Source organism: Photorhabdus tasmaniensis (assembly GCF_011189505.1).
In the GTDB taxonomy this organism is placed as follows: domain Bacteria; phylum Pseudomonadota; class Gammaproteobacteria; order Enterobacterales; family Enterobacteriaceae; genus Photorhabdus; species Photorhabdus tasmaniensis.
Genome location: NZ_PUJU01000001.1, coordinates 28432 through 52044, shown reverse-complemented (window position 1 = coordinate 52044; position 23613 = coordinate 28432). Strand labels below are relative to the sequence as shown.

The 23613-nt window shown below is 42.0% G+C and carries 22 protein-coding genes and 5 pseudogenes; 8 read left to right on the top strand and 19 right to left on the bottom strand.

Annotation, left to right across the window (positions count from 1 at the left end; translation table 11 throughout):
• The 5 genes from C5471_RS00225 to C5471_RS00205 all read right to left on the bottom strand — a co-directional run bounded on the left by C5471_RS00225 (nucleotide 1) and on the right by C5471_RS00205 (nucleotide 4200).
• Nucleotides 1–387, bottom strand: coding sequence for a 5-carboxymethyl-2-hydroxymuconate Delta-isomerase (locus C5471_RS00225; protein WP_133813616.1), 387 nt, complete (start codon nucleotides 385–387; stop codon nucleotides 1–3).
• Between the two features lie 13 nt (nucleotides 388–400).
• Nucleotides 401–1279, bottom strand: coding sequence for a 3,4-dihydroxyphenylacetate 2,3-dioxygenase (gene hpaD / locus C5471_RS00220; RefSeq protein ID WP_133813617.1), 879 nt, complete (start codon nucleotides 1277–1279; stop codon nucleotides 401–403).
• 64 nt (nucleotides 1280–1343) lie between these two features.
• Nucleotides 1344–2810: a 5-carboxymethyl-2-hydroxymuconate semialdehyde dehydrogenase gene (gene hpaE / locus C5471_RS00215; protein WP_133813618.1), complete on the bottom strand. Its 1467-nt coding sequence runs from the start codon at nucleotides 2808–2810 to the stop codon at nucleotides 1344–1346.
• A complete protein-coding gene (locus C5471_RS00210; RefSeq protein ID WP_133813619.1) occupies nucleotides 2807–3571 on the bottom strand; it encodes a fumarylacetoacetate hydrolase family protein in 765 nt (254 codons plus the stop codon). Before C5471_RS00210 ends, hpaE begins: the two co-directional genes overlap by 4 nt.
• Nucleotides 3568–4200, bottom strand: coding sequence for a fumarylacetoacetate hydrolase family protein (locus C5471_RS00205; protein WP_133813620.1), 633 nt, complete (start codon nucleotides 4198–4200; stop codon nucleotides 3568–3570). The genes C5471_RS00210 and C5471_RS00205 overlap by 4 nt, the downstream gene beginning before the upstream one ends.
• Before the next feature lie 386 nt (nucleotides 4201–4586).
• On the opposite strand from C5471_RS00205, the gene hpaR reads away from it, so the two are divergent.
• Nucleotides 4587–5033, top strand: coding sequence for a homoprotocatechuate degradation operon regulator HpaR (gene hpaR, locus C5471_RS00200; RefSeq protein WP_133813621.1), 447 nt, complete (start codon nucleotides 4587–4589; stop codon nucleotides 5031–5033).
• Between the two features lie 77 nt (nucleotides 5034–5110).
• Here hpaR and C5471_RS00195 read toward each other — a convergent pair whose 3' ends face one another.
• From C5471_RS00195 to C5471_RS00170, 6 genes are all read right to left on the bottom strand, one after another.
• Complete coding sequence (locus tag C5471_RS00195; RefSeq protein WP_133813622.1) at nucleotides 5111–5854, bottom strand: 4'-phosphopantetheinyl transferase family protein; 744 nt, start codon at nucleotides 5852–5854, stop codon at nucleotides 5111–5113.
• 45 nt (nucleotides 5855–5899) lie between these two features.
• Nucleotides 5900–6913 (bottom strand): fimbrial protein, encoded by a 1014-nt coding sequence (locus C5471_RS00190; protein ID WP_133813623.1) that lies wholly within the window; start codon nucleotides 6911–6913, stop codon nucleotides 5900–5902.
• A 221-nt stretch (nucleotides 6914–7134) separates the two neighbouring features.
• The gene (locus C5471_RS00185) at nucleotides 7135–8109 is read right to left on the bottom strand and encodes a fimbrial protein (protein WP_133813624.1); all 975 of its coding nucleotides are present in this window, start codon (nucleotides 8107–8109) and stop codon (nucleotides 7135–7137) included.
• 27 nt (nucleotides 8110–8136) lie between these two features.
• Nucleotides 8137–10617, bottom strand: coding sequence for a fimbria/pilus outer membrane usher protein (locus C5471_RS00180; RefSeq protein WP_133813625.1), 2481 nt, complete (start codon nucleotides 10615–10617; stop codon nucleotides 8137–8139).
• Nucleotides 10618–10640: 23 nt separating this feature from the next.
• Nucleotides 10641–11309: a fimbrial biogenesis chaperone gene (locus C5471_RS00175; protein WP_133813626.1), complete on the bottom strand. Its 669-nt coding sequence runs from the start codon at nucleotides 11307–11309 to the stop codon at nucleotides 10641–10643.
• Nucleotides 11310–11359: 50 nt separating this feature from the next.
• Nucleotides 11360–11863, bottom strand: a complete 504-nt coding sequence (locus C5471_RS00170; protein ID WP_133813627.1) for a fimbrial protein — start codon at nucleotides 11861–11863, stop codon at nucleotides 11360–11362.
• A 1680-nt stretch (nucleotides 11864–13543) separates the two neighbouring features.
• Between C5471_RS00170 and C5471_RS00165 the strand changes: the two genes are divergently transcribed.
• Nucleotides 13544–13789 carry a hypothetical protein gene (locus tag C5471_RS00165; RefSeq protein ID WP_207627092.1) on the top strand — a complete coding sequence of 82 codons (246 nt, stop codon included), beginning with the start codon at nucleotides 13544–13546 and terminating at the stop codon, nucleotides 13787–13789.
• The gene (locus C5471_RS00160) at nucleotides 13729–14382 is read left to right on the top strand and encodes a hypothetical protein (RefSeq protein WP_133813629.1); all 654 of its coding nucleotides are present in this window, start codon (nucleotides 13729–13731) and stop codon (nucleotides 14380–14382) included. Before C5471_RS00165 ends, C5471_RS00160 begins: the two co-directional genes overlap by 61 nt.
• 21 nt (nucleotides 14383–14403) lie before the next feature.
• On the opposite strand, the gene C5471_RS00155 is transcribed toward C5471_RS00160, so the two are convergent.
• The 4 genes and pseudogenes from C5471_RS00155 to C5471_RS00140 all read right to left on the bottom strand — a co-directional run bounded on the left by C5471_RS00155 (nucleotide 14404) and on the right by C5471_RS00140 (nucleotide 17798).
• A complete protein-coding gene (locus C5471_RS00155) occupies nucleotides 14404–15102 on the bottom strand; it encodes a DUF4276 family protein (RefSeq protein ID WP_242688522.1) in 699 nt (232 codons plus the stop codon).
• The gene (locus tag C5471_RS00150; protein WP_133813631.1) at nucleotides 15069–16154 is read right to left on the bottom strand and encodes an AAA family ATPase; all 1086 of its coding nucleotides are present in this window, start codon (nucleotides 16152–16154) and stop codon (nucleotides 15069–15071) included. The genes C5471_RS00155 and C5471_RS00150 overlap by 34 nt, the downstream gene beginning before the upstream one ends.
• Nucleotides 16155–16738: 584 nt before the next feature.
• Nucleotides 16739–17503: pseudogene (locus C5471_RS00145) on the bottom strand (RNA-guided endonuclease InsQ/TnpB family protein); the annotation flags it as partial.
• Nucleotides 17504–17639: 136 nt separating this feature from the next.
• A complete protein-coding gene (locus tag C5471_RS00140; protein ID WP_166295505.1) occupies nucleotides 17640–17798 on the bottom strand; it encodes a hypothetical protein in 159 nt (52 codons plus the stop codon).
• 391 nt (nucleotides 17799–18189) lie between these two features.
• On the opposite strand from C5471_RS00140, the pseudogene C5471_RS00135 reads away from it, so the two are divergent.
• Nucleotides 18190–18536 (top strand): annotated as a pseudogene (locus C5471_RS00135) (phage integrase N-terminal domain-containing protein); the annotation flags it as partial.
• A pseudogene (locus C5471_RS00130) lies at nucleotides 18535–18657 on the top strand (IS630 family transposase); the annotation flags it as partial. The pseudogenes C5471_RS00135 and C5471_RS00130, both read left to right, overlap by 2 nt.
• Before the next feature lie 118 nt (nucleotides 18658–18775).
• Here C5471_RS00130 and C5471_RS00125 read toward each other — a convergent pair.
• The 3 genes from C5471_RS00125 to C5471_RS00115 all read right to left on the bottom strand — a co-directional run bounded on the left by C5471_RS00125 (nucleotide 18776) and on the right by C5471_RS00115 (nucleotide 20765).
• Nucleotides 18776–19066, bottom strand: a complete 291-nt coding sequence (locus C5471_RS00125) for a hypothetical protein (protein ID WP_133813632.1) — start codon at nucleotides 19064–19066, stop codon at nucleotides 18776–18778.
• Between the two features lie 522 nt (nucleotides 19067–19588).
• Entirely contained in the window at nucleotides 19589–20131 is a 543-nt protein-coding gene (locus tag C5471_RS00120) for a 3-methyl-2-oxobutanoate hydroxymethyltransferase (RefSeq protein WP_207627091.1), read from the bottom strand.
• 19 nt (nucleotides 20132–20150) lie between these two features.
• Complete coding sequence (locus C5471_RS00115) at nucleotides 20151–20765, bottom strand: LysE family transporter (protein WP_133814243.1); 615 nt, start codon at nucleotides 20763–20765, stop codon at nucleotides 20151–20153.
• Between the two features lie 110 nt (nucleotides 20766–20875).
• On the opposite strand from C5471_RS00115, the pseudogene C5471_RS00110 reads away from it, so the two are divergent.
• Nucleotides 20876–21040, top strand: a pseudogene (locus tag C5471_RS00110) (Lrp/AsnC family transcriptional regulator); the annotation flags it as partial.
• Nucleotides 21041–21079: 39 nt separating this feature from the next.
• On the opposite strand, the gene C5471_RS25190 reads toward C5471_RS00110, so the two are convergent.
• Complete coding sequence (locus tag C5471_RS25190) at nucleotides 21080–21301, bottom strand: DDE-type integrase/transposase/recombinase (RefSeq protein ID WP_133813634.1); 222 nt, start codon at nucleotides 21299–21301, stop codon at nucleotides 21080–21082.
• A 401-nt stretch (nucleotides 21302–21702) separates the two neighbouring features.
• Here C5471_RS25190 and C5471_RS00100 point away from each other — a divergent pair, with 401 nt between their 5' ends.
• Both C5471_RS00100 and C5471_RS00095 read left to right on the top strand, forming a co-directional pair.
• Entirely contained in the window at nucleotides 21703–22044 is a 342-nt protein-coding gene (locus tag C5471_RS00100; RefSeq protein WP_133813635.1) for a condensation domain-containing protein, read from the top strand.
• Nucleotides 21972–23028, top strand: a pseudogene (locus tag C5471_RS00095) (non-ribosomal peptide synthetase); the annotation flags it as partial. The gene C5471_RS00100 and the pseudogene C5471_RS00095, both read left to right, overlap by 73 nt.
• Nucleotides 23029–23613 lie beyond the last annotated feature (585 nt).

Below are 23613 nucleotides of genomic sequence, written 5' to 3'. Positions count from 1 at the left end.
CTATTCCTTACGAAATAAAGCGTGAACATTGTTTTGTTTGTAGTTCAGTACTGGGTCCAATTCTTCCATCGAAAAAGAGAGGGCGAGGTAACGCTGTGCCATCAGTGAAGCAAAATGTTCTTTGATCAGGCTGAACAGCATCTCGCCAACCTGTTGACGACTTTCAAGGCTGCGCCCGGCACCGATTTTCAGCGTCATATGGACGAAAGCGTAATCCTGTTGACCGTCAGCCATGTGCCAGGTATCCAGCCAGACAGCACGGCTGCGTATTCCCGCTAATGGAAAAATGCCGGTATCTGCCAGTGCTTGATTCACTTTGGCAAACAGCGCTGGCAGATTGGCTTGTTCACGGATATTTTCCGTACATTCAGCATAAAAATGTGGCATAGGTGACTCCAAATCAGGCTGTGGCTTGCGCATCGGTAATGTCATCAGGCAACGGGAATACCGCGTTGACTTGCCCGGTGCCGGAACTGGGGAACAGTTCGGTCAGGAATTCCACCTTACCGTCATATTTATCCCAACCAAGCAGGCCTAGCAGCATCACGGTATCGTGCATATTGCCTTCGCCGTAGCAGTAATCTGCATATTCCGGCAGCATCTTGCAGAACTCGTTGAATTTGCCCTCTTTCCAAAGCTGTACCACCCGGCGATCCATCTGTTCATCAAATTCGCGGGTGTAGCTGTTCATGCCCTCTTCTGCGCGCTGATCATCAATAAAGCGGTGAGAAAGAGAGCCGCTAGCCAGCACAGCAACTGTGCCGTCATATTTCTTAATCGCTTTCAGAATGGCTTCCCCAAGACGACGACTGTCTTCAAAAGCATGAACAGTACAGAACGCGGAAATAGAGATGACTTTAAAATGTCGGTCGCTATTCATGTAACGCATTGGTACCAGCGTGCCGTATTCCAGTGTCAGGCTTGGGATTTCATGCGCCTGAGCGCGCACGCCCATATTGCGAGCCTCTTCCGCGATCATTTGTCCCAATTCAGGGTTGCCGTCATATTCATAACTCATATCGCGGATGAAATGTGGCAATTCATTACTGGTGTAAATACCGGAGAAATGGTCGGCACAATTGATGTGATAGGCACTGTTTACCAGCCAGTGGGTATCAAACACGATAATCGTATCGACACCCGTTTCACGGCAACGACGGCTGATCTCTTTGTGTCCGTCAATGGCTCCCTGACGGCAACCATGATGTTTTCCCGGCAGTTCAGAAAGATACATTGATGGCACATGTGTAATTTTGGCCGCTAACGCTAACTTACCCATAAAATCCTCATTTGATATCAGGACGGCGAACCGGAATTCGCCGTGGTTAACGCTGATGAAACCGTTATATCCCCCAACGTGGGATAGGATGATCCCCCATAGAGATACAGACGTTTTTCATCTCTGCAAACACGTCAAAACTGTATTCACCGCCTTCACGACCGGTACCGGAGGCTTTCACTCCGCCGAATGGCTGGCGCAGGTCGCGGACATTCTGGGTATTGACGAATACCATGCCGGCTTCAATATTACGGGCCAGACGCAATACTTTGCTGACATCCTGCGTCCAGATGTAAGAAGCCAGACCATATTCCACGTCATTCGCCAGGCGCAGGCCTTCTGCTTCATCTTTGAATGGCAACAAACACGCGACAGGGCCGAAGATCTCTTCCTGTGCAACGCGCATACGGTTATCGACATCCGCCAGAACCGTTGGACGCAGGAAATTGCCGCCTTTCAGGTGTTCCGGCAAATCAGCGGGTTTATCTGGGCCGCCAGCTAGCAGCGTTGCCCCTTCTTCGATGCCCAGACGGATGTAACCGGAGACTTTTTCCCAATGCTGTTTGCTGATAAGCGCACCAACCTGCGTGCCTGGATCTTGTGGATCGCCAACTCGCAGACGATTCGCACGTTCAGCAAAACGTTGCACAAACTCCGGGTAGATGCTTTCTTGAATAAAAATGCGCGAACCAGCAGTACAACGTTCACCATTGATAGAGAAAATGGTGAACAGGGCGGCATCCAGTGCGCGTTCAATATCGGCGTCTTCGAAGATCAGAACCGGCGATTTGCCGCCCAGCTCCATTGAGTATTTTTTCAGGCCGGCATTTTTCATGATCTGGCGGCCGGTTGCGGTACCGCCGGTAAAAGAAACCGCTCGAACATCGTGGTGTTTCACTAATGCATCCCCGGCAGTGGCACCGTATCCTTGCACTACGTTTAAAACACCGGCAGGGATACCTGCTTCCAACGCCAGCTCTCCCAGACGGTTTGCAGTTAATGGGGAGAGTTCTGACATTTTCAGCACCGCAGTGTTACCCAGCGCCAAACAGGGGGCGACTTTCCAGGTCGCGGTCATAAATGGCACATTCCACGGCGAAATCAGCGCACAAACACCGACTGGTTGCACCAGCGTATAGTTGAGCATCTTGTCGTCAACCGGATAGGTCCGGCCATTCATTTGCTGACAAATCTCAGCAAAGAAGTTGAAGTTGTGAGAAGCGCGTGGGATCAGGACATTTTGCGTTTGATGAATAGGTAAACCAGTGTCTTTGGTTTCCATTGCCGCGATTTCAGGTACATTCTCATCAATCAGCTCACCCAAACGGCGCATCAGGCGTGCACGTTCTTTCATCGGCAGATCAGCCCATTTGGGGAAGGCTTCTTTTGCTGCGGCTACTGCTTGATCAATCTCTTCCTGACCACCGGAAGCCACTTCTGCCAGCACTTCACCGCTAGCCGGGTTGGTGGTTGCAAAATACTCTTTACTGCTGACGTTTTTGCCGTTGATCCAATGATTAATCATCGTCATGACAGGCTATCCTCATATTCTTGCTGACTGACAATACGGTTGACCAGACGCCCAACGCCTTCAACCTCAACAATAACTTCATCTCCCGGTACCACATCAGACAGCCCTTTGGGTGTCCCGGTGGCGATCATGTCTCCCGGTTGCAGCGTCATAAAGTCGCTCAGATAGGCGATCAGGAATGGGATATCGAAAATCAGATCGGCGGTGGTGCCGCGCTGACGCAATTCACCATTGACCCAGGTGCTTAATGTCAGATTATGCGAATCAGGAACATCTTCTTTATCAATGATCCACGGGCCGATGGGGGTCAGCGTGTCGCGGCTTTTTACGCGGAGGTTAGGGCGATAATAGTTTTCCAGATAGTCACGGATCGCGTAGTCGTTACAAACCGTGTATCCGGCAACGTAATCCATCGCCTGTTCTTTGGCGACTTTATGGGCGGTTTTACCGATGACAACCACCAGCTCGGATTCATAATGCATATATTCCACATGATCCGGGCGAACGGAAACCTGACGGTGGCCGATCAGCGTATTGGCTGCCTTGATAAAAACTAGGGGTTCTTGCGGTGGCTTGAATTCAAGTTCAATGGCGTGATCGGCGTAGTTCAGGCCGAGGGCAAACAGGGTTCCGTCTGCGGGTGGCAGCCATTGGACGGATTCACTGCTGACTTTGTTGCCATCGGGCAGGCAGACATTTTCCTGATCATCAACCGTCACATTCAGATCCTGCCCCTGATAACGAACTCTTGCGTGTTTCATGCTTTTTCTCCTGCTTGCACAACCTGATTCTCCAGCGATGGGAAACCTGCTGCCCGGATAACCACGTTGTCACCGGGTTTGATGGAAACCCGTTGATGCGGAGTGCCAAGCAAGATCACATCCCCTTCTTTCAAGGTGGCGAAATCACTTAATGCTGCGACCAATTCCGTAGTTGAACGCACCAGATCGGTTGTTGACCAGCGATCAACTTCCTGACCATTGATTTCAGTAATGATATCCAGCGCATCAATTGATTCAGGATTGATCATTTGACCTATAGGGCAAAAACCATCACGACATTTCGCTTTAATGGCCGGGCGATAGAACGCCGTTTCAGGCAGGCTGACTTCATTGGCTAATGCATAACCTGCGATATATTCGGCTGCGTTTTCAGCGGTGACTTTACGTGCGGCTTTACCTATCACCAGCGCCAGTGTTGCGCCGCTCTGAACCTCTTCCCCCGCAGGATGGGGAATAACGTCACCGGAGGTAATAACGGTATTTCGCGGTTTGATAAACCATACCGGGGTCTTAGGCAGGGTGTTATAAGGCGCTTGTTGAAATGAGTCATGCCAGAAATCGACCTGGCTCTGATGGTTGAGGGCTACGGCGAAGACAGTGCCTTTCATTAACGACTCCTCTGAACTTAAACAGACAGCTTTAAGATGCATTTATTAATATATTAATAAATCATAAATCGACTTGTTGCAATATGTTAATGTATTTGTTAATTTTAATTGTGATCTCAGTAACAATATCTCTGCTAAATTTGTTTTTTATCATTATTAATCAACATGTTAATATTTTTACAAATAAAATCATTACTATTGTATTAACTTTTTATTCACCTCGTTTTCAGGGTTTATTTTTGTTTACTTATTAATATTTTTATGATTTTTTCTTTGTGGTTGATAGAATGACGTGCTAGTCTTTTTTATTGTGGTTATAGAGTGACATAGACACTCTCGACAGAGAGTAAATCAGTGATTAACTAAGATGAGAGCCTTCATTACCCATGCATGAATCTCTGACAATTGCATTACTTCAGGCGCGGGAAACCGCGATGGGTTTTTTCCGCCCAATCCTTAAGAGTCATAATTTGACTGAACAGCAGTGGCGTATTATTCGTGTGTTGTCTGATAACCGGTCAATTGATTTTTATGATTTATCTTGCCAGACCTGTATTCTTCGTCCAAGTCTGACGGGGATATTGACTCGCATGGAGCGTGATGGATTGATCTTTCGTCTTAAACCGATGAATGACCAACGCAAACTTTATGTTTCTTTGACGCAGGATGGTCAGAAACTTTATGAAAAGGCGAAAGAGCAGGTAGAACAGGGATATCAGGCCATTGAAAAAGCCTTTTCACCGGAGAAGATGGCTCAGCTTTCAGTATTGTTGGAGGAGTTAATTGCTATAGGTAAGAATTCGCCGGGAAATATGGATAAGGAAACGAAATAAAAATTTTATTCAAAATGATGATGATGAATAACAGTAAAATTGCTGATCAGGGCGGTATCAGCAATTATTATTTCGGACTACTGAATAATCAGCGTTAATATTTCCTGTGGATAGATAATAAATTGTCCACGGAATATTGTACCTGCTGGATAATAAGGGGAGAGTGTTTCCCGTAACACTAATGTTATTTCATTATTTTTGAGGGATAGGGCAGTAATTTCAGCCGCTTCAAAGCCAAAGAACCGTTTTACTTGTGGATAAAGTGCTTTATACAAGCTTTCTTTGACCGAAAAAGCGAGAGTAAACGCCTGTTCAAAGGGTAAATGACAATGTTTCAGGAGTTGAATCTCCCGGTCATTCACGATCATTGTTGTGAGTTCATCCATATTTTGACGGCTAACAATAGTTTCGATATCGACACCAATTAATCTGTTATTCGTTTGCGGTGCTGCCAGCACAATTGCACAATGAGCTGAATGAGAAACAGAACCGCAAATATCCTTAGGCCAGATTGGGGCGCGATCATTGTCTGAGATCAGATTAAACTCCGGTTGCCCTAATTGTGCTAAAAGTTGTCTGGCGCAATAACGTGCTGCCAGATATTCAGCCCGCCGTTTATTGACGGCTTTGGCTAATTGAGCTGGGAAGGGGAGATCTAACTGTTCGAACAGTTCATCGTGATAATGTGACAGATCAAAACGAGCTTGCCAAAGATGTACCTGAGGATATTGAATAACGGTTCCATACTCGATTCGAGTGATAAAGCCATTGCCATATTCTGGCAGCGGTGCCTGAGCGGTGCGTATAACTGTCTGTTCCATGTTGATTATCCTGATAATGAAATATCCTACAGTCTATACTTAATATCACTCATATTGAATTGTGAAATGTGCGATAGCGTTAGCTTTTCCACCTGTTATTTTCTCATCGGTTTGGTAATAACGGGCGGTGAAAGGTAATGTATAGGTAGTGTTTGCTGTTGCATATCCGAAAACCAACGGACTTTCCAGAGAAACAGGTGTTGTTCCCATATATAAGATTTGTATACCAACGCCTTTAGCTGTATTTTTACTATCGGGGTTATTTAATTGAATGATACTATCTGGGGCATAATTTACTTTTTCTCCTGAAAAAGTAATTTTTGGCTTAACACTTTTTGTACATTTAATTTCGATATTAAAACCCGCATTACCCGCAGTAGAGCCTATACCTTTAAATAAAGAACTATTCACACGACCAAAATCTACCATTGGCCTTGGGGTTGTTGTTGAGCAAGTTTGTGTTTTTATCGTATAGTTAGTTTTAGTTTTTATTCTTATTAATTCTGTACCTGTAAATGTCTGTAATATAGCAATCTTTCTTGGCCTGAGTACTTGCCCTGATGGTAACATCCCTGCTTGGTAAAGATAGACACTAATTTTCCCTATATCTTTTAATGTCATTCCATCTTTATATTTATAAATGTAATTACTGCCGCTTGTTGTGGGTAATTTCATATTTTCTTTTTCTCCAGAGGCAATAAGATAGAAATAGAGATTATCTATTCCTGTGGTTATCATGCCTGTGCCATGAGGCGTATTTCCAGGTTTAGATGGATATACATCTCCCATAAAAATAAGAGGCTCTCCGGTTGGATCACAATCATGGGGATTAAGAAGAGGAGTATTTTCATTAATATTCATCAGTTGGGCGAGTTGCAATGGTCTGAACTCGCCAACAAGAATGCTTTTTTTCTCATTTATATTGGGATTAATGTTAACACTATTAAGTTCAATATCTAAGCTGATCTGTCTTGCATTTAATAAGCAGCGTGCGTATGTGTCTGTAATACTGAGTAATATTAATGTAAATATTGTGATTATCATTAAGTAGCGTTTCATATATATTCCAGTTGAGATTTATTCTTAATTGCCGATAATTCAATGAAGCCAGAATAATGCTATTGTCTTTCTGATATAATTTACTGATGAAATTAATATAGCAGACTTATTTGTTGTATAAGTCTGCGTCTAATTCCAGGTTAACACGACTGCGGAGAGTTTCACTTTTTATATGTTAGCATAATGTTAATATGCTAATATCAATAGAGGGAGTTGTAAAGCTATTTGTATTCAATTGTAAAATGTACTATGGCATTCGCTTTTCCCGCAGTTATTTTATTACCGGTTTGATAATAGTGGACAGTAAGTGGTAAATAATAGAGATCTTCTTCACTAGTTCCCCATTTGATTATATTAAGAGGTGTGTTCATATAAACAGGTCTATTTTCATGTAACAATTGAATACCAATACCTTCGGCTATATTTCCTCCACTGTATTGATGTAATTTAATAATACTATTTAGACTAGCGTTCACTACTTTCCCTGTAAAACTAATTTTAGGGATATTATCTTTATCTTTACATTGAATCACAATATTAAAATCATTTCGACCGGCTATAGAACCTTCTCCCTTAAATGCAGAAGAATAAATCTTTCCCAGTTTTATTTCTTTATAGGGGGTTGATGTCATGCAGCTTTGACTGCCAATTATATTGTCCTTGTTATATCTGATATTTATTAATTTTTTACCGTCACTGGTTGATAAAGAAGAAATCAAACCATGTTCTAGTGTAGAACCTGGTTTGATGTTATTTTCTTGATGAAATTTTATTTTTAACCTTCCTATATCTCTAAAAGTTATTTTTTTATTGATTCCATCATCAGAAATGCTGCTCCCATTTCCATCATAAGATACGAGGAAATATAAATTATTTACACTTGTTTTTATCAAGCCACTATTTTTGGAGAATTCTATTCTACCTGATGTTGTTTCAAAAGATATACTTTCATTATTATCACAGTTAACAATAGTTTCATCGGCTTTAATTCCCGCTTTGTTAGCCAGCTCCATTGGGCCATATTCATCGATGGTAATAGATTTCTGAATGTTAAAGCCTGAGTTGATAATTTCATTTATATTAACATTTAAGTCAATAGCCTTAAATTTTTCATTTAATGTACATGTGGCAATTGACTCTTTAATATTGAATAGTGTCAGTAATAATGTTGCCAGTATAATTAATTTATTTTTCATGTTTTTCCGCGATAAATATTATTTTAGTTACTGACAACTCAATGAAGCCAGGATAATACCATTGTTTTTCTGATATAATTTACTGTCAAAATTAATATAACAGCTTTGTTTATCGCCTAAATCAGCTTTTAATTCTGCTGTGTCGCTGACGCCACTAAGGAAGACTTCACTTCTTTCATTCACTATACCATTGACGCCATTCTTGCCGGTGATAACCGTTCCGAAAGGGAGTTTTTTACCTTTATGCTGTAAAGTTAAAAATACTCGATGACCAACACGAATCGAATAATCCGCCAGTACCAATGCGCCTTTGGTTGGAATAACTTTAGCTGTCGGGTTGTCAATATCGACGTCATCGCCGAATGTATTTGTATCAAGAGATAACGAGTTTTCCCGATATTGCGATATATAAGGAACAACGGTATATCCCCGCCAATCTGTACTGATAGAAGTATTATTAAGTACTTTTGCGTTGACTGCCCCAGGGGCGCGGATTAAGGCACTGGCACCGCTTTCGCTGATATTTTGTGCCAGTGTAACGCCATAAGGATGGGCAATAATTGCCCCCTCTAATCCATAATTTATGCGTTGATTTTTACCATGATCCGTGGTGTAACCGGCATTAATTGAACCATATGAGCCTCTATAATGCAGGCTGGCGGCATTACCTGATTCTTTTTCTCTCTCTGATTTTTGGTAACTGTAATCCTGAGACACCGTATAAGTTAGATTTTGTTGTTCCAGTAAAGAACCGGATAATGTCATCGAATGCTGGCTGTCACCGTTTGTATTATAAGAGGTGTTATAATCTACGGTTGCACTGTGATAACCTGATGGCAGCCACTTGTCCAAAGGAACACTGATATTGAGTGAAAAAACCTGATCGTTATTAATTCGTGAGCGATTACGGTGGTAGTTATAGCCCAATGATAAAGAGATATCATGAATACTGGTGTTATAAGACATAGAATATGACTGATTCTTGCTGGTTTTATCTTGCCAGTAATCTTGTTGCCAGGCAGATAATGAAAAATTGCCATATTGACCTAAACTCTGGCCCATTGTTATTTGCATCCGGTTTTTTGGCGAGTTATTTCGGTGGTTATCAGTAAATTGGTGGTTATTATTGGCATCGCTAAAGCTGTAATAACCATTGGTATTGTAGCGATAACCCGCTAATGTCACCGTTGTATTAGTCGCGGTAAAACCTTTGCTGTAACGGATTTGATAAGACTGGCCGGTTTTCTTTTCTCCGGTTGGGAAATGCGTTTTTGCATTTGTTACATCTATTGACACCGCACCAAATGAGCCGAGATTATGCCCTAAGCCTAATGCACTGCCTAAATAGTCAGGAGAAATAATGGTACCACCATAAATCGTGGTGCTGTCCCATAGCCCGTAAATCGCCTCTGTCTGAATAAACCTTTTCTTACTGGTTTGTTTGCCACCACTGAATTTACCGAGATTAGCCAGGTATTTTATTTGGCCTTCACGGATCATCAACGGTGAGGCAGAAAAGGATTGAGTAAATTTCCTGACTTTGCCATTTTCTTCATAAATAGATACTTCCAGATCACCATTTAGGTTGCTGGGATAAATATCGATAATTTCAAAAGCACCGGGTGGAACAAAAGTTTGATAAATAAGATTATCTTTCTGATGGATTTCTATTCTGGCGTGAGTCATGGCAATACCGCGCACAACAGGAGCAAAACCTTGCTGGCTATCTGGCAGCATTTGGCTATCAGACATCAATTTGACACCATTAAAAGTAAAACTATCGAATACCATACTGTCGGTTGATGTTTCACCCAATACCAAACGGGATCTTAATGGGCGAATATCCCGTTCAGCATAGGCTTTAAGTGATTTCCATTCAGATGTTGTGTTATTACGGCTGTAATAACTACTATGGCGAACACGCCACGGACCTAAATTAACACCACTGCGTAAATTCAGATATTGATTCTGTTCACGTTGATTTTTATTCCAGGATTGCATCCCTGTCAGATGATAATTGGTGAAAAACATAGGTAAGCCATCATTCCACTGATCAGGAGAGATATCGCCCCTGATTTGTGATCTCATTGCCGCCTGAGGAAAATTCAGGTGCAAAGTAAGCTGGCTTAAATCCAGTTCTGTTGATGCCTGTTTGATATATTTCTCTGGCTGAGAAATGATTTCTTGTTCAGAAAGTGACGCTAATTCAGGAAAGCTTTCTGTTTTTACCCCAATTTCCTTTAGAAAGCTGACAGATAACTCAGGGCAAAGTTTATTTCCACACTCAATAAAGGCGAGATTTTTAATGCCGATATCTTTATTATTGACAATAACATTCATTTTATAGACGCCTGGAATGTGAGAATCTGTTTTTGCCAAGCTATCCAGGTTAATATTTTCTCGGTCTTCATCTGATAATTGTAATGCATTGATATCAAAGTACAGCTCTGCATATACTGGTAATGATAAACAATAAGCAATTAAAGCAAAGCTAATTATCTTTTTCACAATACTCTCATCAGATCATTTTATTAGAAACTAAACAGGCGCTCTTCTGTTGTGCCGCCGTAATCATTGATAGCAGTCAGAGTCACCCTTTTTATGCTACTTTTAGTTGGAAATACCCTATCGCTAAAAGGCGGGATAAATCCGGGTTTATCGATTGATTTCCCATCAATTTTCATCTCATTAAGATTAACGTAATAGGCCGTGGGGTTGGTTAACTGAATGCTATTGGTATTACGTGATATTTCCAAACGATTGATTGCATTATTAGCGTCATTATCAGATAGCCCAGTTGGACGATAAATCAGTTTGATAATGTTTTTTATCGTGATGATCATTTTGCTGTTGTCATTTTTTTCCACTGCTGGAATCGCGTTGACATTTAACAAAAATATCGATTCCCGATCAGATGGCAGATGATTACCGATATATGAAACACGGATTTGATGCTCGCTCTCTTTCGACACTTTAAACAGTGGTGGCGTGATAACAAACGGTACTTTGTTTTGACTGTTATCGATATTATCTACCCACGACTGAACAAGATAAGGTCTTTCTGTGTCCGAGTTGGTGATAGAAATAGTGGCTTCTTTTTGTGAGCCATTATAGATAAGGCGAGTGCCGCCTAAGGTAATCCCTGCTTGTACTTGTCCCATAAAAAGGACAAGTAAAAAGGGAGTAATAAAGCGAAACATTTTTACTCCTTTAGTTATAAATAAACTTTAATAAAATTTTTAACTAAATTTTATGGGTAGATAAGTGTGAAGTTTACATCTGAATTAATCTCACCATCACCTATTTCAGTATGGGTCGATTGTAATTTCGCTATAAGAGGTATATCGACATTTGCACTTGTAAGTGTATAATCATTGATTGATGTATTCGCGTTTATTTTAGTATCGCCACTTTTAGCAATTAGGATACCTATACCAGAAACTCCTGAAGAGTACAGACTAGAGTCATCAGTATCCTTTTTACCGTTAAATTTGACACCAATTTTTGAACCTGGGCAATTAGTTAAATTAATTGTAAACGATTGAGCATGACCTATGGTTCCTATATTACCAGCAAACCTTTCTTTAGGTATGTTGCCAAAATTAACCGTTTGGTCTTTTCCACTACTAATAGTACAGCCGTTCTCAAGAATTATCCCTCTGAATTTAATGACTCCATCATGAGATAACGCATTGAAACTGGTAAAAATCCCCAATACCATAGCCAAACAAGCCCAAATAGAATTCTTTCTCATTTAAAAATATCTTATCTTAATAAATATGTGTGTTTATGTACAATAAAACTATATATCCAACCAGAGTTATAATTTAATGGTTGATTATATAATTGAATTAATTTACATAGTGATATATAACTCGATTGAGTTTTTACCCCTATTTTTATATGCCTTTAATTTTTTACTCAGCGTTTTATACTGATAAATAATTCATCAGTAATTTCTGTGATTTTTCCTATATACATCATCATGTTTGTTAATAATAATCTTTGATATTAATTTTAGCCTAAGAAGTGATTTTTCTCCCAAATATCATTTATGACTGAAAGTTTCCTAATGTTATTAATAATGATTCTTATTCTTATTAAAATATCGCGAGTGTTAAGACACGATAAATTTTCATACCAATCACGAAATTTTTACAAGGTAATTGTTATAATGCAGTGAAAAGCTCTTGTGGGCAAGATATATACATGGATAAATTTATTCTTATTGTCTGTTGAGCGGATGTCCACTAGTGAAATAACTGCATTAATAAAAACGAACTATCACTGTTAAGCTCGGTACATGTATCTTACACAGAGATTTACATCAATGTTCTGACTGAGTCAATCATAGTGCTGTAGTATTAATACAATTAGACAAATTGCCATCTTGATTATAACTACGATAGCAGTAAATTTTTCTTAATATCATTAACTTGTTTTCAAGTTGGAACTTTCATCTTTCTTTAGGGCTATTCTCATGCGATGGAGAGGAGTATTAACTAAAATATGATCTTTTTCAACAACTTAAATAAAAAAAGAGTGTTTTTTTTCTGTTTTATAAAAATATCTTGTTATTTCATAATGTTATAATTATAAATTAATCGTTTGATTTGATGTGTTTGTATGTAATTTTCAGATTTAAACAATTGATTAAATGATTCGAACAGAGGAAATAGTAGTGATATTTATTATCTAATCTAATGTTTTATCATTAATAATGATATGAATCAGACGATTTAGTTCGTTTTTTCTGGTAGTTTGTTGGAATATTCTATTGTTAATGATCCGTCCGTGTATTTTATGATCAAAATCATTGTCGATAGCTTTAATTGTGAAGATTTAATCATTAATCAGGCAGAAATAACTGTGTTAGCAAGGGCTAATCTGTGTTTCCGCTGTTTTTTTACCGTAGGCCCTAATCGTAGTAACTCAGGGAAGTTATATGGGGATCATGAATATGGACGTTGTAATGGAAAGATGAACTATCATAATAAGGTAGATGGAAAAGGAAACCATCAGTTTCAGATAGGTTTTCCGACAAAATAATAATTGATTTTTAAGTGTGCTATGTGGTTCATGGATTCGATGGTTTTATATCTCATTTCGTCGTTGATGAAATCCAATTCAAGGAAAAATTCAGTTAGAAGAGAAGCTAAGGTGATTAACAGGGCGTATACACAGTGTTGAGTGAAAAAAATCAGCCAGTAAAATGCTGGCAGGTTATATGAAAGCACGTAATGCCGATACAGGTAGTTATTAAACTGTTTAAAATTAGCCATTGTTATTTTCCATGTATTGACTATCGAGCAGGCAATATTTGTGTTATTAGGGCTTGAATTAGCGATGTTGCAGTATTGGCGTATACGCATCAGTAATACAGCATTACATGTTATAGAAAATAAAGCGGTGGGAGGAAAGTCGCGACTCGTACTTGTCAATGCGAAAGCTCACTTGGGATTCTGGCTTTAAAGGTAAGAAAATAAAACGTATGACTGCAAAATTTGAACGATTGCATCAGCTTGCCCAGTACGTCAATTTTTCGGCTCTTATTCCCCCATTGGTAGCACTTCCTGCCGATGAAGCGCTTGCTATCACAGAGGTTTCTCCACAGGCTGATTGCTACGCGCCATCTATAGCAAGCATATTACCGCGCAGCACGATTGGGTTAAACAGGTAGTGGAAGTCTGTGGCCCGCCTCCCTGGATTGTTCGTAGCGCTGGTCTGGAGGATGGTGACATTTTCGTCAATGCGGGTAGCTATGCCAGTGTAATCTGCCCTCGCACAGCAGATTTTGCTGATACTGTTGTTGCGGTTACTTTTAGTGGATTTGAACCTCAGGCTATTGCACAGCAGCGGCTAATAAATCCTGATTATCAACCGCAACCAATCGTCTGTTTTGTTCAGCGGTTGATTGAAGGCATTCCCTCTCTAGTGGAACCTTTACAAGCACCCTATTTGACCGCTGATGTATGTCATGATTTGTACAAAATTATCATGCAGTTGCATCAACATTTTTCTGAAGTTGCGTTAGATACTGAGTGGGTATTGGAAACAGATCATGGCCTGGTATCAGCTACTGGACTGACCTTGGCCGCCTATCATTGGCCGACATTAGCCGCTCCCTTGTGGTATGGCTCAGAATTACGCCAAGTGCACGTAAATAAACTTTGGTTAGTACAGGTGCGCCCTGCACCGGGTTACACGCTTGAACGTCGTGTTCAACGGTTAACAGCCGAGGTACGAACCGAGTTCCTTTATACTAAAAATTGAATAAAACTACTTTGCTCATATTCAAAGCCTTGAGGGTCTTGCCTTCAGAGCAATTATTTTATTTAACCACTGATTGAAATGCAGACATTGGGAACGAATTGTATCTAATCCAATATCACCAGCAATAATTGGGCCATGTAATGGTTTATTGTAATTCGGGAATATTGCCAAAATACGCTTAGATGGTGCAGTTTGTGGGCTGTTATTAATATCTTCAGGACTATCAAATTGAGCTTTGATGGCTTGTAATGTTGTAATGGGGGCGTTGTCATCAAGCCAATCCGCAAATTTTTCGGGTTGGCAAAACAATAGTGCTTCAAATTCATGGAATAAAAGGTTGGGAATAAAATTAGCCTGCCCAATATCATTAGCAAAAGCTTGCTCCAGCTTAACCACCCGTTTTTTGGCTGAATTATTCTGTTGTTCGTTATAATCAGGGAAGTCAGTGGGTAACCCGTAGTAGTCTATTAATGTTGTGACGAAAGCGGCAGGATCTTGTCGGCATAAGCGCGTAATTTGGTGTTTTACCTTGCCATAACTCGTGATACCACCTTTCTGGTTGGGACTCGTCTGAGCTAATATTGGCGTAAGATATATTTGTTGTGCTACAAAATAAGGAACCAGCACATCCCGCACGAAAGTTTCTTCCGTTTGCCCTTCTACAAAAACGTTGATACGGATCATCACTATGGTCTCCCGCCGAGTAAGTTTTTCTTCCATAATTCACCAAGGCTATAGTCTTCAAGCCATTCTGAAAGGGTTTCATTATTCAGGCGCTTAAAAGTGGATGCTCCTTGTTGTTTGTCGACAACAATTAAGTCGTCAGCATCAAATTGATTGACCAGCTCGACTGACTGAGTAGAAATAATCAGCTGGTGTTTATTGCTGGCATTTTTGATCAGCCCTGCCAGCACGTTGATGGCATAAGGGTGAAGCCCAAGTTCAGGTTCATCAATAATAATTGAGCTTGGCATGTAGTCTGTGGGTTGCAGCAACACGGTAGTCAATAAGATAAAGCGTAAAGTACCATCAGATAATTCACTCGCTTTAAAGGGAATATCCTGCTCTTTCTCTGTCCATTCGAGTTGAATGTAATCGGCATTATCCGGCGTGGGTCGCAAGTAAAAATCACTAAAAAATGGTGCGACCATTTGAATAGTTTTGATAATGCGTTTGTAATGCAAGTTATGATGTTTTTGTAGGCGATATAAAAATGCTGCTAAATTAGCGCCATCTTCCCGCAGGTAGTCATTATCATTAATGCGATGAGTTTGTTTAACTTTGGCGCTATCACTCGTATCATGGAAATGATATACCCGCCAACGGAGCATGGCAGGTAATGTATAATCTTTGATGTCTGTATGATGTTTATCGACCTGAGATTCAAAGTGTCCGGAGCTAATATTGTAATCGCCTTTGATATTCCAAAAAAGTGATTCATGTCGGAACATCATGCGATTGTCATTGGTGGGTTCCAGTTCAAATTTATAACCATTGTGACCAAAATAAAGTTCAGCGCTCATGTATTCGGTTTTCTTACGGCTGAAGTGCAACAGTGTGTTGGGACCACCCATTTTGCCAACGAGAGATTGTAGGCGATGATTAAGTACGACAGCGATCAGGCGGAAAAAGCTGATGAAATTGGATTTTCCGGCACCATTGGCACCAATGAGTACGTTCAGGCATCCCATTTGTAAATCACATTCTGCGATAGATTTGTAGCCTGTTATCTTAATTCTGCTTAAGTGGTCATTATTGGTTACTGGTTTCATAATCTTGCCTTTTCAGCATCATGCGACTCAAATACGCCCTATTTTAGGATAAACAATAGAGTAAGTATCGTCTTGATTGCCAGATTTGCGATATTGCGCCAGGGTGTGGCTCAGGCAAGGCAATTTTCGGAAATGCTGGGGCAAAAAATTCAGTCTGGCGGGAAGTAGCAAAACAGCTTTTCTCGTCATCAAGGAGGGGAATCTTTGTCCTGTCAGAATACACTGGGTATCACATAATTGATTATTTTTTCTGATGACATTTGTGTTGTTTATGTATTTTGCGCATCGAGATTTTGGTGAATGCATCAATTTTCGGATGTAATTTGTTCTATTTTTTATAAAAACGTCATTTTATTGTTATGTAATAGTATTAATGACTAAAAATAGTGTTTTGTATTTGATTTTAATTGATTCATTGAAAATCAAACAAACTTAATCATAATAACCTGTCTTAAAGTTTTCCTTGCAACTGTTCAATAACGATTAACTATTCTATTGGTTCGACGATGACAACGGCAACTTCTTACACCATCTTGACATCCTCCCCCACTTTCGCACTTAGTGACTCAAGAGGGGGATCCCCGTTAGTGGGCGACGGCTGATCGCTCTGCGTCTGGTTCCTGCTTCAACGGGCGGCCTGATTGCTCCGTACCTCCACAGGCAAGCACGGCATGTCCTGCCGCTAACATGTTACGAGTGCCGTTTACATCTGCGTTCGCGGTATATCCACACACCTGGCACACAAATTTACTCTGTGACAAGCGGTTCTCTTTTGCTGTATGACCGCAACATGCGCACCGCTGGCTGGTGTATGCCGGAGGGACTGCCAGTACCTGACCGCCGCGCCAGCGCTGTTTATATTCTAGCTGACGGCGCATTTCATACCAGCCCTGATCCCGTATCGCGCGATTTAAGCCTGTTTTAGCCCGAACGTTCCTGCCGGGCTGTTCTGCCGTGCCTTTCGCTGACTTCGACATGTTACTGACCTTCAAATCTTCAAACACGATCATCGCGTGGTTTTTGCTTATTTTCGTGGTGGTCTTATGAAGGTAGTCGCGGCGAATATTGGCAATATGCGAGTGCAGACACTGAATTTTTCGCTTCTGTTTCTGCCAGTTGGCGCTGAACTTAACTTTGCAGCTTAACTGTCTCTGGCGCTTCGCCAGCTTGCACCGGCGGGTTTTAAAACTGTTGACCGGTTCGTATATCGTACCGTCTGAGAGCGTCGCCAGTTTCGATATCCCGGCATCCAGACCCACCATTGTTGTTGATCCGTGGTGTGACTCAGAGGCTTCTATCTCGACTTGAAACGACACAGACCACTTACCCGCTGACTGGCTGATCTCAATGCCATCACCGCCTGAGAAGTGGTGTCTTCGAGCGGTAAATCCGTTTATCCTTTGAAAATGGGTATCACTAACAATAGTGATGAAGGTGTAATTTCACATACACTTTTCTGACTTGTCAGTATCATCAGACAACAACCTACGGGTTGATTTTGCTTTTTACGATTGGCTTGCTTTGGTGGTTTCGTTCAGCATTTCGGATGACTGTTGCCAGATTCGACATGTTATTGGATATTTTGCGGATAACGCTAACCAAGTGACGCTGCAAGCGTACCATATCGAAAACCATGTCATTCATGCTTCCCCACGTCTTCTACCTGTAGTACACCGGTCAGGTTAGTTTGAAGACCGCTATTTACCCTAACGTATTGAGTGAAAAATAATCATTTTGACGTTTCATATTCAAAAAAAGGAGAACAATCGACTCGGTATTGATGGCGACGTTAGTGAAAATTGACGTTGGGGGGAGTCTGACAGCAGCCAGGACGGTGTGAACCGCGAACAGCTCAAAGGGCTGGGGTACTTCGTAAGAACTCAACATTTCGCCACCCCAATGCACAAATATCAGTCGAGCCGTAGGAAGCGCAAATCAAACCGTGTCGTTGCGGTTGAGATAGATTCAGTTCAGTTGTCGTTTTCATCCTTCAGGTTGAAAGCTGTCGTGCGTTTTAAAAGCTGAAATAGTTTGCATGTCAAAGTTGAGTAAACAATTAGTAGTATTAGCTCGTCAGGCTGGAGGTAGTTTTAAAACCGTTTCAGACAGAATGAAAATAGCCAAACGTCTGGCGGAAGGAATGGCAATATTGAATATTCAAGTCCATGATATTAAGAATATGAAAACTGATCATATCGAAAAATATATAGCCAAAAGTCAGAGAATATTTCAAAGCGAACATTACAAAATGAGATGGCGGCTGTTCGGGCAATATTGACTATAGCGGGAAGATCTAAATTAGCTAATCCTCATCACGAACGGTTAAGTAATCATGCTCTCGGGTTATCCGGGGCCAGTCGGGAGGGGACTAAAATAGCGATGTTCACGTTCCTCAGTCAATCGCTGGATAAATTGGTTTACATTATCTGGCTTGGAAGGGTTAAAAAGCCTGCTGGCAGGAAGACCCGCTGTCTGGCATTTATCTCCACTTTTTACTTTACTGTCGTTATTCTGGGCATTTCCTTACCTTATGCTTTATGCAGCTATGGTTTTGACAACTGAAAATTATAAGGAAAAGGCCTGTATGGCAGGCCCGTTAAGTTTCACTGATTAGCTTATCATCAGCGATAGTACTGGTGTTTTCTTCTGGAGTTGTGCTTCCAGCTTCTGGCTACATCATAAGCATCAGAAGGATAATCATCCCAGGGGTCTGCCAGTAGCTTTCCACGCGCTGCTCTCAGCTTAAGTGGATAACCTTTATATACAATAAGATGTAAATAATAATAGCTCTTTTCCTGCCTGGTGCTGAAGCGTTTGTGTAACCAACTCTTCAGTAGAGGGTAATAAGCCCAATCACGGCGAATGTCTGAGAACACCTCAGAGTATTTATACTGTTGTTTCAGTTTTTTCATAATACTTCCAGATTAATTAACGATACCTAGAAGTAATCCTCTGCGTAGTAATTCATAGTGCCTCCAAGTACTAACTATAATTTTATATTACTTAATTACAAGCATCACATCCAGTAGTTGGGGCCTGAAGGTAGTCTTGCAGGCCCGGCAGGTGAAACGGTAACGGATTATCCAGAGGGTGCGCTTTCTGTGGATAGGCTGGTCACGCAACCCCTTCTTTGTCTGGTTGAAGTCATGCCCATGATGAATTTGCGCTGAGTCTGCCAATCAGGGCGGAAGTTTTATGTGTAAGGGTTTGTGACGCCGTTGGTAGGATCGCCTATACGGAGCCCTTCGGCAGCGAGCTGCCTGATGTTTGTCATGGATGTTCCTAGCAAAGTAGTTTGAACATATCAGCCTTAGGTTTGCTTTTGAACGGCATGCTATCTTGAAGAATTCGTCAGAAAGAATGCTCGTTTCCGGGAAAGGTACCGCCTTCTACATCAGCGGCGAAATCAGTCGCCGCTTTGTGAAGCAAAGCATTTATATTGGCGTACTGCTTGACGAAATTAGTTTCTGCCCTTTGTCCTCTTTACCTTGCACCCGGTAACCTCCCAGTTGATGTTCTGCCTGAGGCGTGAAACCGATATGGGACATGACCGGTATCCCGGCGTTTACCAACTTCTCTACCTGTGGAAGCATTTCCAGCCCACCTTCCAGCTTGACCGCTTGAAGCGCTGTGGTATGAAAACATTGTTCAGGTGATCCCTGATAGGAGCCAAAAGATAAATCTGCAATCACCAGTGCACGTTGGGTGGAACGAGATATGGCACGCATAAGGGGAATAAGGTCATCGACGGTAACTGGTAATGAGGTGTCATATCCAAAGATGTTATTGGACGCCGAGTCGCCGACCAATAGCACTGGTATACCAGATTCTTCAAAGATGGCCGCAGTGCACATATCGTAGTTGGTAAGCATGGCCCATTTGTGGCCTTGTTCTTTCATTTCCCGAAGATGCTGGATACGAACCTTACCAGTGTTGTTGATCGGATTTTTTCCATACGGGGAAATCTGTTCATCCATCTTAATCTCCTTAAATTTTCTAAATTACTGTTTCGGCCAGAAGCACGAGGGCAATACCAGTCATCGCCGCACCGGAGATCCGGCTCACCAGCTTCGCAGCAGCAGGTCTAGTTTTAAGAACTACCCGAGAACCGTAACCAACCAACAAATAAACAACGCCACAACTAACTATATGGATACTCCCCAGGGTCAATATTTGTGTAGGCAGTGGCCATGAACTCTTCGGGTCGGAAAATTGTGGAAGTAGAGCCAGAAACAATAAAAACACTTTGGGGTTTAAACCGCTGACGCCTACCCCCTTCAGTATCCACTGCACGGCGTTATCTGGTGTGTTAGTAAGTTCAGTGGCTGGTACCGCAGGATTGTGGATTAGACCAACCCCAAGCCAAAGCAGGTAACCGGCGCTTACGACGGTCAGCATGGTTAGTGCGAAGGGCATATTCGCTACCAAAGTGCCGACACCAGCGGCAACTAAACCGGTAGCTGCCAAATGGCCGAGCAACATGCCACTAACAGCTGGCATAACCATTCTGCCGCGAATGCCCGCAGAGATGGCATACGCCCAGTCCATCCCAGGGGTGATAATAAACAAGAAAGAAACAGCCCAAAACGTTGCCAGAATACTCAGAGACACATTTAATCCCTCATCACTGCTAAAATATAATGGGAAGAATATCCCTGTTTTGATAAAATGTGCTTCCAAAATAAACCCAAAAAGACATTAAAGATGGAAGGAAAATGGCAATTGACAGTTTTGATAAGAAAATTCTTGCGGAGCTCCAATTGGATGGCAGGCTAACAGTGACAGAACTAGCCGAAAGAATTGGTTTGAGCTTGTCACCCTGCCACCGCCGCTTGAAGGCTCTGGAGCAATCAGGTGCGATACGAGATTATCGAGCACAACTTGATCTTCAGATTTCTGAACAACCGTTCCATTGGTGCATTATCCTAACAGTTTCCGCGTCGGCTCATACTCTGTATGACCCCTTCTCTCCACAATAACTGCCGGTAACGCTTACTGCTGTATTGACTTCCCTGATCGGAATGAAATATCACTCGCTTTTCCGGCCTGCGTATCTCCAGTGCATGACGCAATGCCCGACAAACCAGAGCGGCGTCTGCTGTTGATGACATCGCCCAACCGACAACACGACGTGAATACAAATCCATGACCACCGCCAGGTAACTCCCCCTTTCCCTGTGCGGATATAGCTGATATCTCCGAACCAAAGGATATTCGGTTCCCGGGGAGTAAATTCGCGTCTTACCCGGTTCGGCGAAGCCACCAACTCCTCAGCACAAATTCGATAACGAGGTCCCCCCCCGGTTGACGGCTTATCAGACCGCACTCTTTTCCAGCGACCTATTGGGATACCGGCTTTTCTCAGTTGGCGCATTAACGTGCGACTCCCCGCCGCCTCACGGCTGGCTGAGTGCGGTTCCCTGAGCCGCACCTTAATTTTCAGCCCGGGAAACAGTCAAGAAACGACAAAGGTCAGTGACCGGCCAGCGCCGACTAACAGCGTTTATGGTTTCTTGCCCAGCTTGACAACTTAGACAGTAGTTATCATATGCCGATGGTATTACATCTGTCTGGCCCGCTTAATGAGAGTGTCTGGCAGCGGGCGCTCAATACACTGTTTGCCTGCCATGAAGTATTGCGTTCGGTGTTCGTCTCCATTGACGGCCGGCCTCAGGTACGATTACTGACGCCGGATAGTGGATTGCCGTTGTCTCAACATGATCTTAGCGGGATATCCGATGCTGGTGCAGTATTTGAACGCTTGAGTGTTGAGGAAGCCTGTACGCCATTTGATCTGAGCCGTGGTCCGCTAATATCATTGGCTGCCCACTCCAAAATACGCGAATTTACTTGCTGGATGTTTACGGCCAGCCGGTGCCACTGGGGGTAACAGGAGAAATCTATATTGGCGGGGCAGGTATTGCCTGCGGTTACCTTAATCGGCCTGACCTGACTGTCGAATGTTTTGTCGTAGATCCATTTAGCGATGAGCCTGATGCCCATATGTATAAGACAGGGGATTTAGGCCGTTATCTGCCGGATGGTAATTTGGTATTCCTTGGTCGTAATGATCAGCAGGTTAAAATTCGAGGTTTTCGGATTGAACCGGGTGAAATTGCAGTTCACCTGACAGAACATCCTGCGGTACATGAGGCTGTTGTGCTGGTGCAGGACGATGGGGAAGATAAACGGCTGGTGGCTTATGTGGTGGCCCAGGCGAATGATAGGCTGGTTAACAGTTTGCGTGAACACCTAAATGCTTTGCTGCCTGATTATATGGTGCCTGGCGCCTTTGTGCATCTGGATGCTTTTCCTCTGACCCCGAACGGCAAGCTGGATCGTCAGGCATTACCGGTACCGGGAGAAAAAGCGGTTGCTCGTCAGGTTTACGCTACGCCGCGAGGGGAAATAGAAACCGCATTGGCAGAGATTTGGTGTGAATTGCTGGGGGTTGAGCGGGTCAGTCGACATGACAACTTTTTCGCACTGGGCGGCCATTCACTGCTTGCCATGCGAATGATAAATCTTGCTGCCGGTCAGGGTTTGATTTGTACATTGAATGCCTTGTTCCAAATATCCCGCCAATCTGCGCCCTGATTTAATCGCAAAAAATTGGGAGCGGATAGAGCGTTATGCGCAAATAGTCAGAGAATATGACCCACAGGTATTAGCGATAACGTTGCATCAGTTTTATGCGATAGAGCCTCCCCTATCTAGTCCTTTTGTTACGGATGAAAGGCCTAAGTCTTTCATCATGGACCCATCGTTAGGTTGGGCGCAAATAATGCCTGACTCTTCACTTCAGTTGATTGCTATTCCGGGTAATCACTCTAGTTTCATGGAGGATAATGAGAATAGAATCGCTTTAGCTTAGGCTTTGAATAGGGCGTTGCCAATCAATTGTGATGAGGAGGTATTTGTAATACTGATATATTAAAAAGTACTGAATTATCGAGTTATTATGTAATAATCCAGTATGTGTTTTTTATACCGGATTTTTTCACATTAAAACTAAACAAGGGAAATGATAACTGCCATATAAATTATTTGGTCAGATTTCCTCGTTATTATTTCTGTTATTATCTGTTATGTGATCTAAATCGAGTTTTATTATTAGTTTTAGTTTGTTTTGTTGATTGTCCCAGTATCAAAACCATATGCTTAATTGTAGAGTTATTATTGGAAATATTTCTTGTCGGTGCGTACATGCAGTATGTAAGAACGATTTGCTTTGTTGGTCCTCCGGACCACCCTAAAATGCGTTCAAAAGCACTCTCTTTTGTCTGAGTACTGTATAGGTTCGTTCTTTATTAAAAATAATGACAAATAAAATAACCTTATGGAATAGACAATAAAAGTGAAAACGCAGTAGAGAGCAATCTAAATGAATATGTTGGGAGGAACATATGAATTGAATTTCGTTTTAGTTTGAACTATGTGTTGGTAAATACTTCTGAAC

What these genes read in the sequence shown, in the direction of transcription:
- C5471_RS00225 (WP_133813616.1), bottom strand. Translation starts at nt 387, where the DNA reads ATGCCACATTTTTATGCTGAATGTACGGAAAATATCCGTGAACAAGCC.
- hpaD (WP_133813617.1), bottom strand. Translation starts at nt 1,279, where the DNA reads ATGGGTAAGTTAGCGTTAGCGGCCAAAATTACACATGTGCCATCAATG.
- hpaE (WP_133813618.1), bottom strand. Translation starts at nt 2,810, where the DNA reads ATGACGATGATTAATCATTGGATCAACGGCAAAAACGTCAGCAGTAAA.
- C5471_RS00210 (WP_133813619.1), bottom strand. Translation starts at nt 3,571, where the DNA reads ATGAAACACGCAAGAGTTCGTTATCAGGGGCAGGATCTGAATGTGACG.
- C5471_RS00205 (WP_133813620.1), bottom strand. Translation starts at nt 4,200, where the DNA reads ATGAAAGGCACTGTCTTCGCCGTAGCCCTCAACCATCAGAGCCAGGTC.
- hpaR (WP_133813621.1), top strand. Translation starts at nt 4,587, where the DNA reads ATGCATGAATCTCTGACAATTGCATTACTTCAGGCGCGGGAAACCGCG.
- C5471_RS00195 (WP_133813622.1), bottom strand. Translation starts at nt 5,854, where the DNA reads ATGGAACAGACAGTTATACGCACCGCTCAGGCACCGCTGCCAGAATAT.
- C5471_RS00190 (WP_133813623.1), bottom strand. Translation starts at nt 6,913, where the DNA reads ATGAAACGCTACTTAATGATAATCACAATATTTACATTAATATTACTC.
- C5471_RS00185 (WP_133813624.1), bottom strand. Translation starts at nt 8,109, where the DNA reads ATGAAAAATAAATTAATTATACTGGCAACATTATTACTGACACTATTC.
- C5471_RS00175 (WP_133813626.1), bottom strand. Translation starts at nt 11,309, where the DNA reads ATGTTTCGCTTTATTACTCCCTTTTTACTTGTCCTTTTTATGGGACAA.
- C5471_RS00170 (WP_133813627.1), bottom strand. Translation starts at nt 11,863, where the DNA reads ATGAGAAAGAATTCTATTTGGGCTTGTTTGGCTATGGTATTGGGGATT.
- C5471_RS00155 (WP_242688522.1), bottom strand. Translation starts at nt 15,102, where the DNA reads ATGGAAGAAAAACTTACTCGGCGGGAGACCATAGTGATGATCCGTATC.
- C5471_RS00150 (WP_133813631.1), bottom strand. Translation starts at nt 16,154, where the DNA reads ATGAAACCAGTAACCAATAATGACCACTTAAGCAGAATTAAGATAACA.
- C5471_RS00140 (WP_166295505.1), bottom strand. Translation starts at nt 17,798, where the DNA reads ATGAATGACATGGTTTTCGATATGGTACGCTTGCAGCGTCACTTGGTT.
- C5471_RS00125 (WP_133813632.1), bottom strand. Translation starts at nt 19,066, where the DNA reads ATGAAAAAACTGAAACAACAGTATAAATACTCTGAGGTGTTCTCAGAC.
- C5471_RS00120 (WP_207627091.1), bottom strand. Translation starts at nt 20,131, where the DNA reads ATGGATGAACAGATTTCCCCGTATGGAAAAAATCCGATCAACAACACT.
- C5471_RS25190 (WP_133813634.1), bottom strand. Translation starts at nt 21,301, where the DNA reads ATGGATTTGTATTCACGTCGTGTTGTCGGTTGGGCGATGTCATCAACA.
- C5471_RS00100 (WP_133813635.1), top strand. Translation starts at nt 21,703, where the DNA reads ATGCCGATGGTATTACATCTGTCTGGCCCGCTTAATGAGAGTGTCTGG.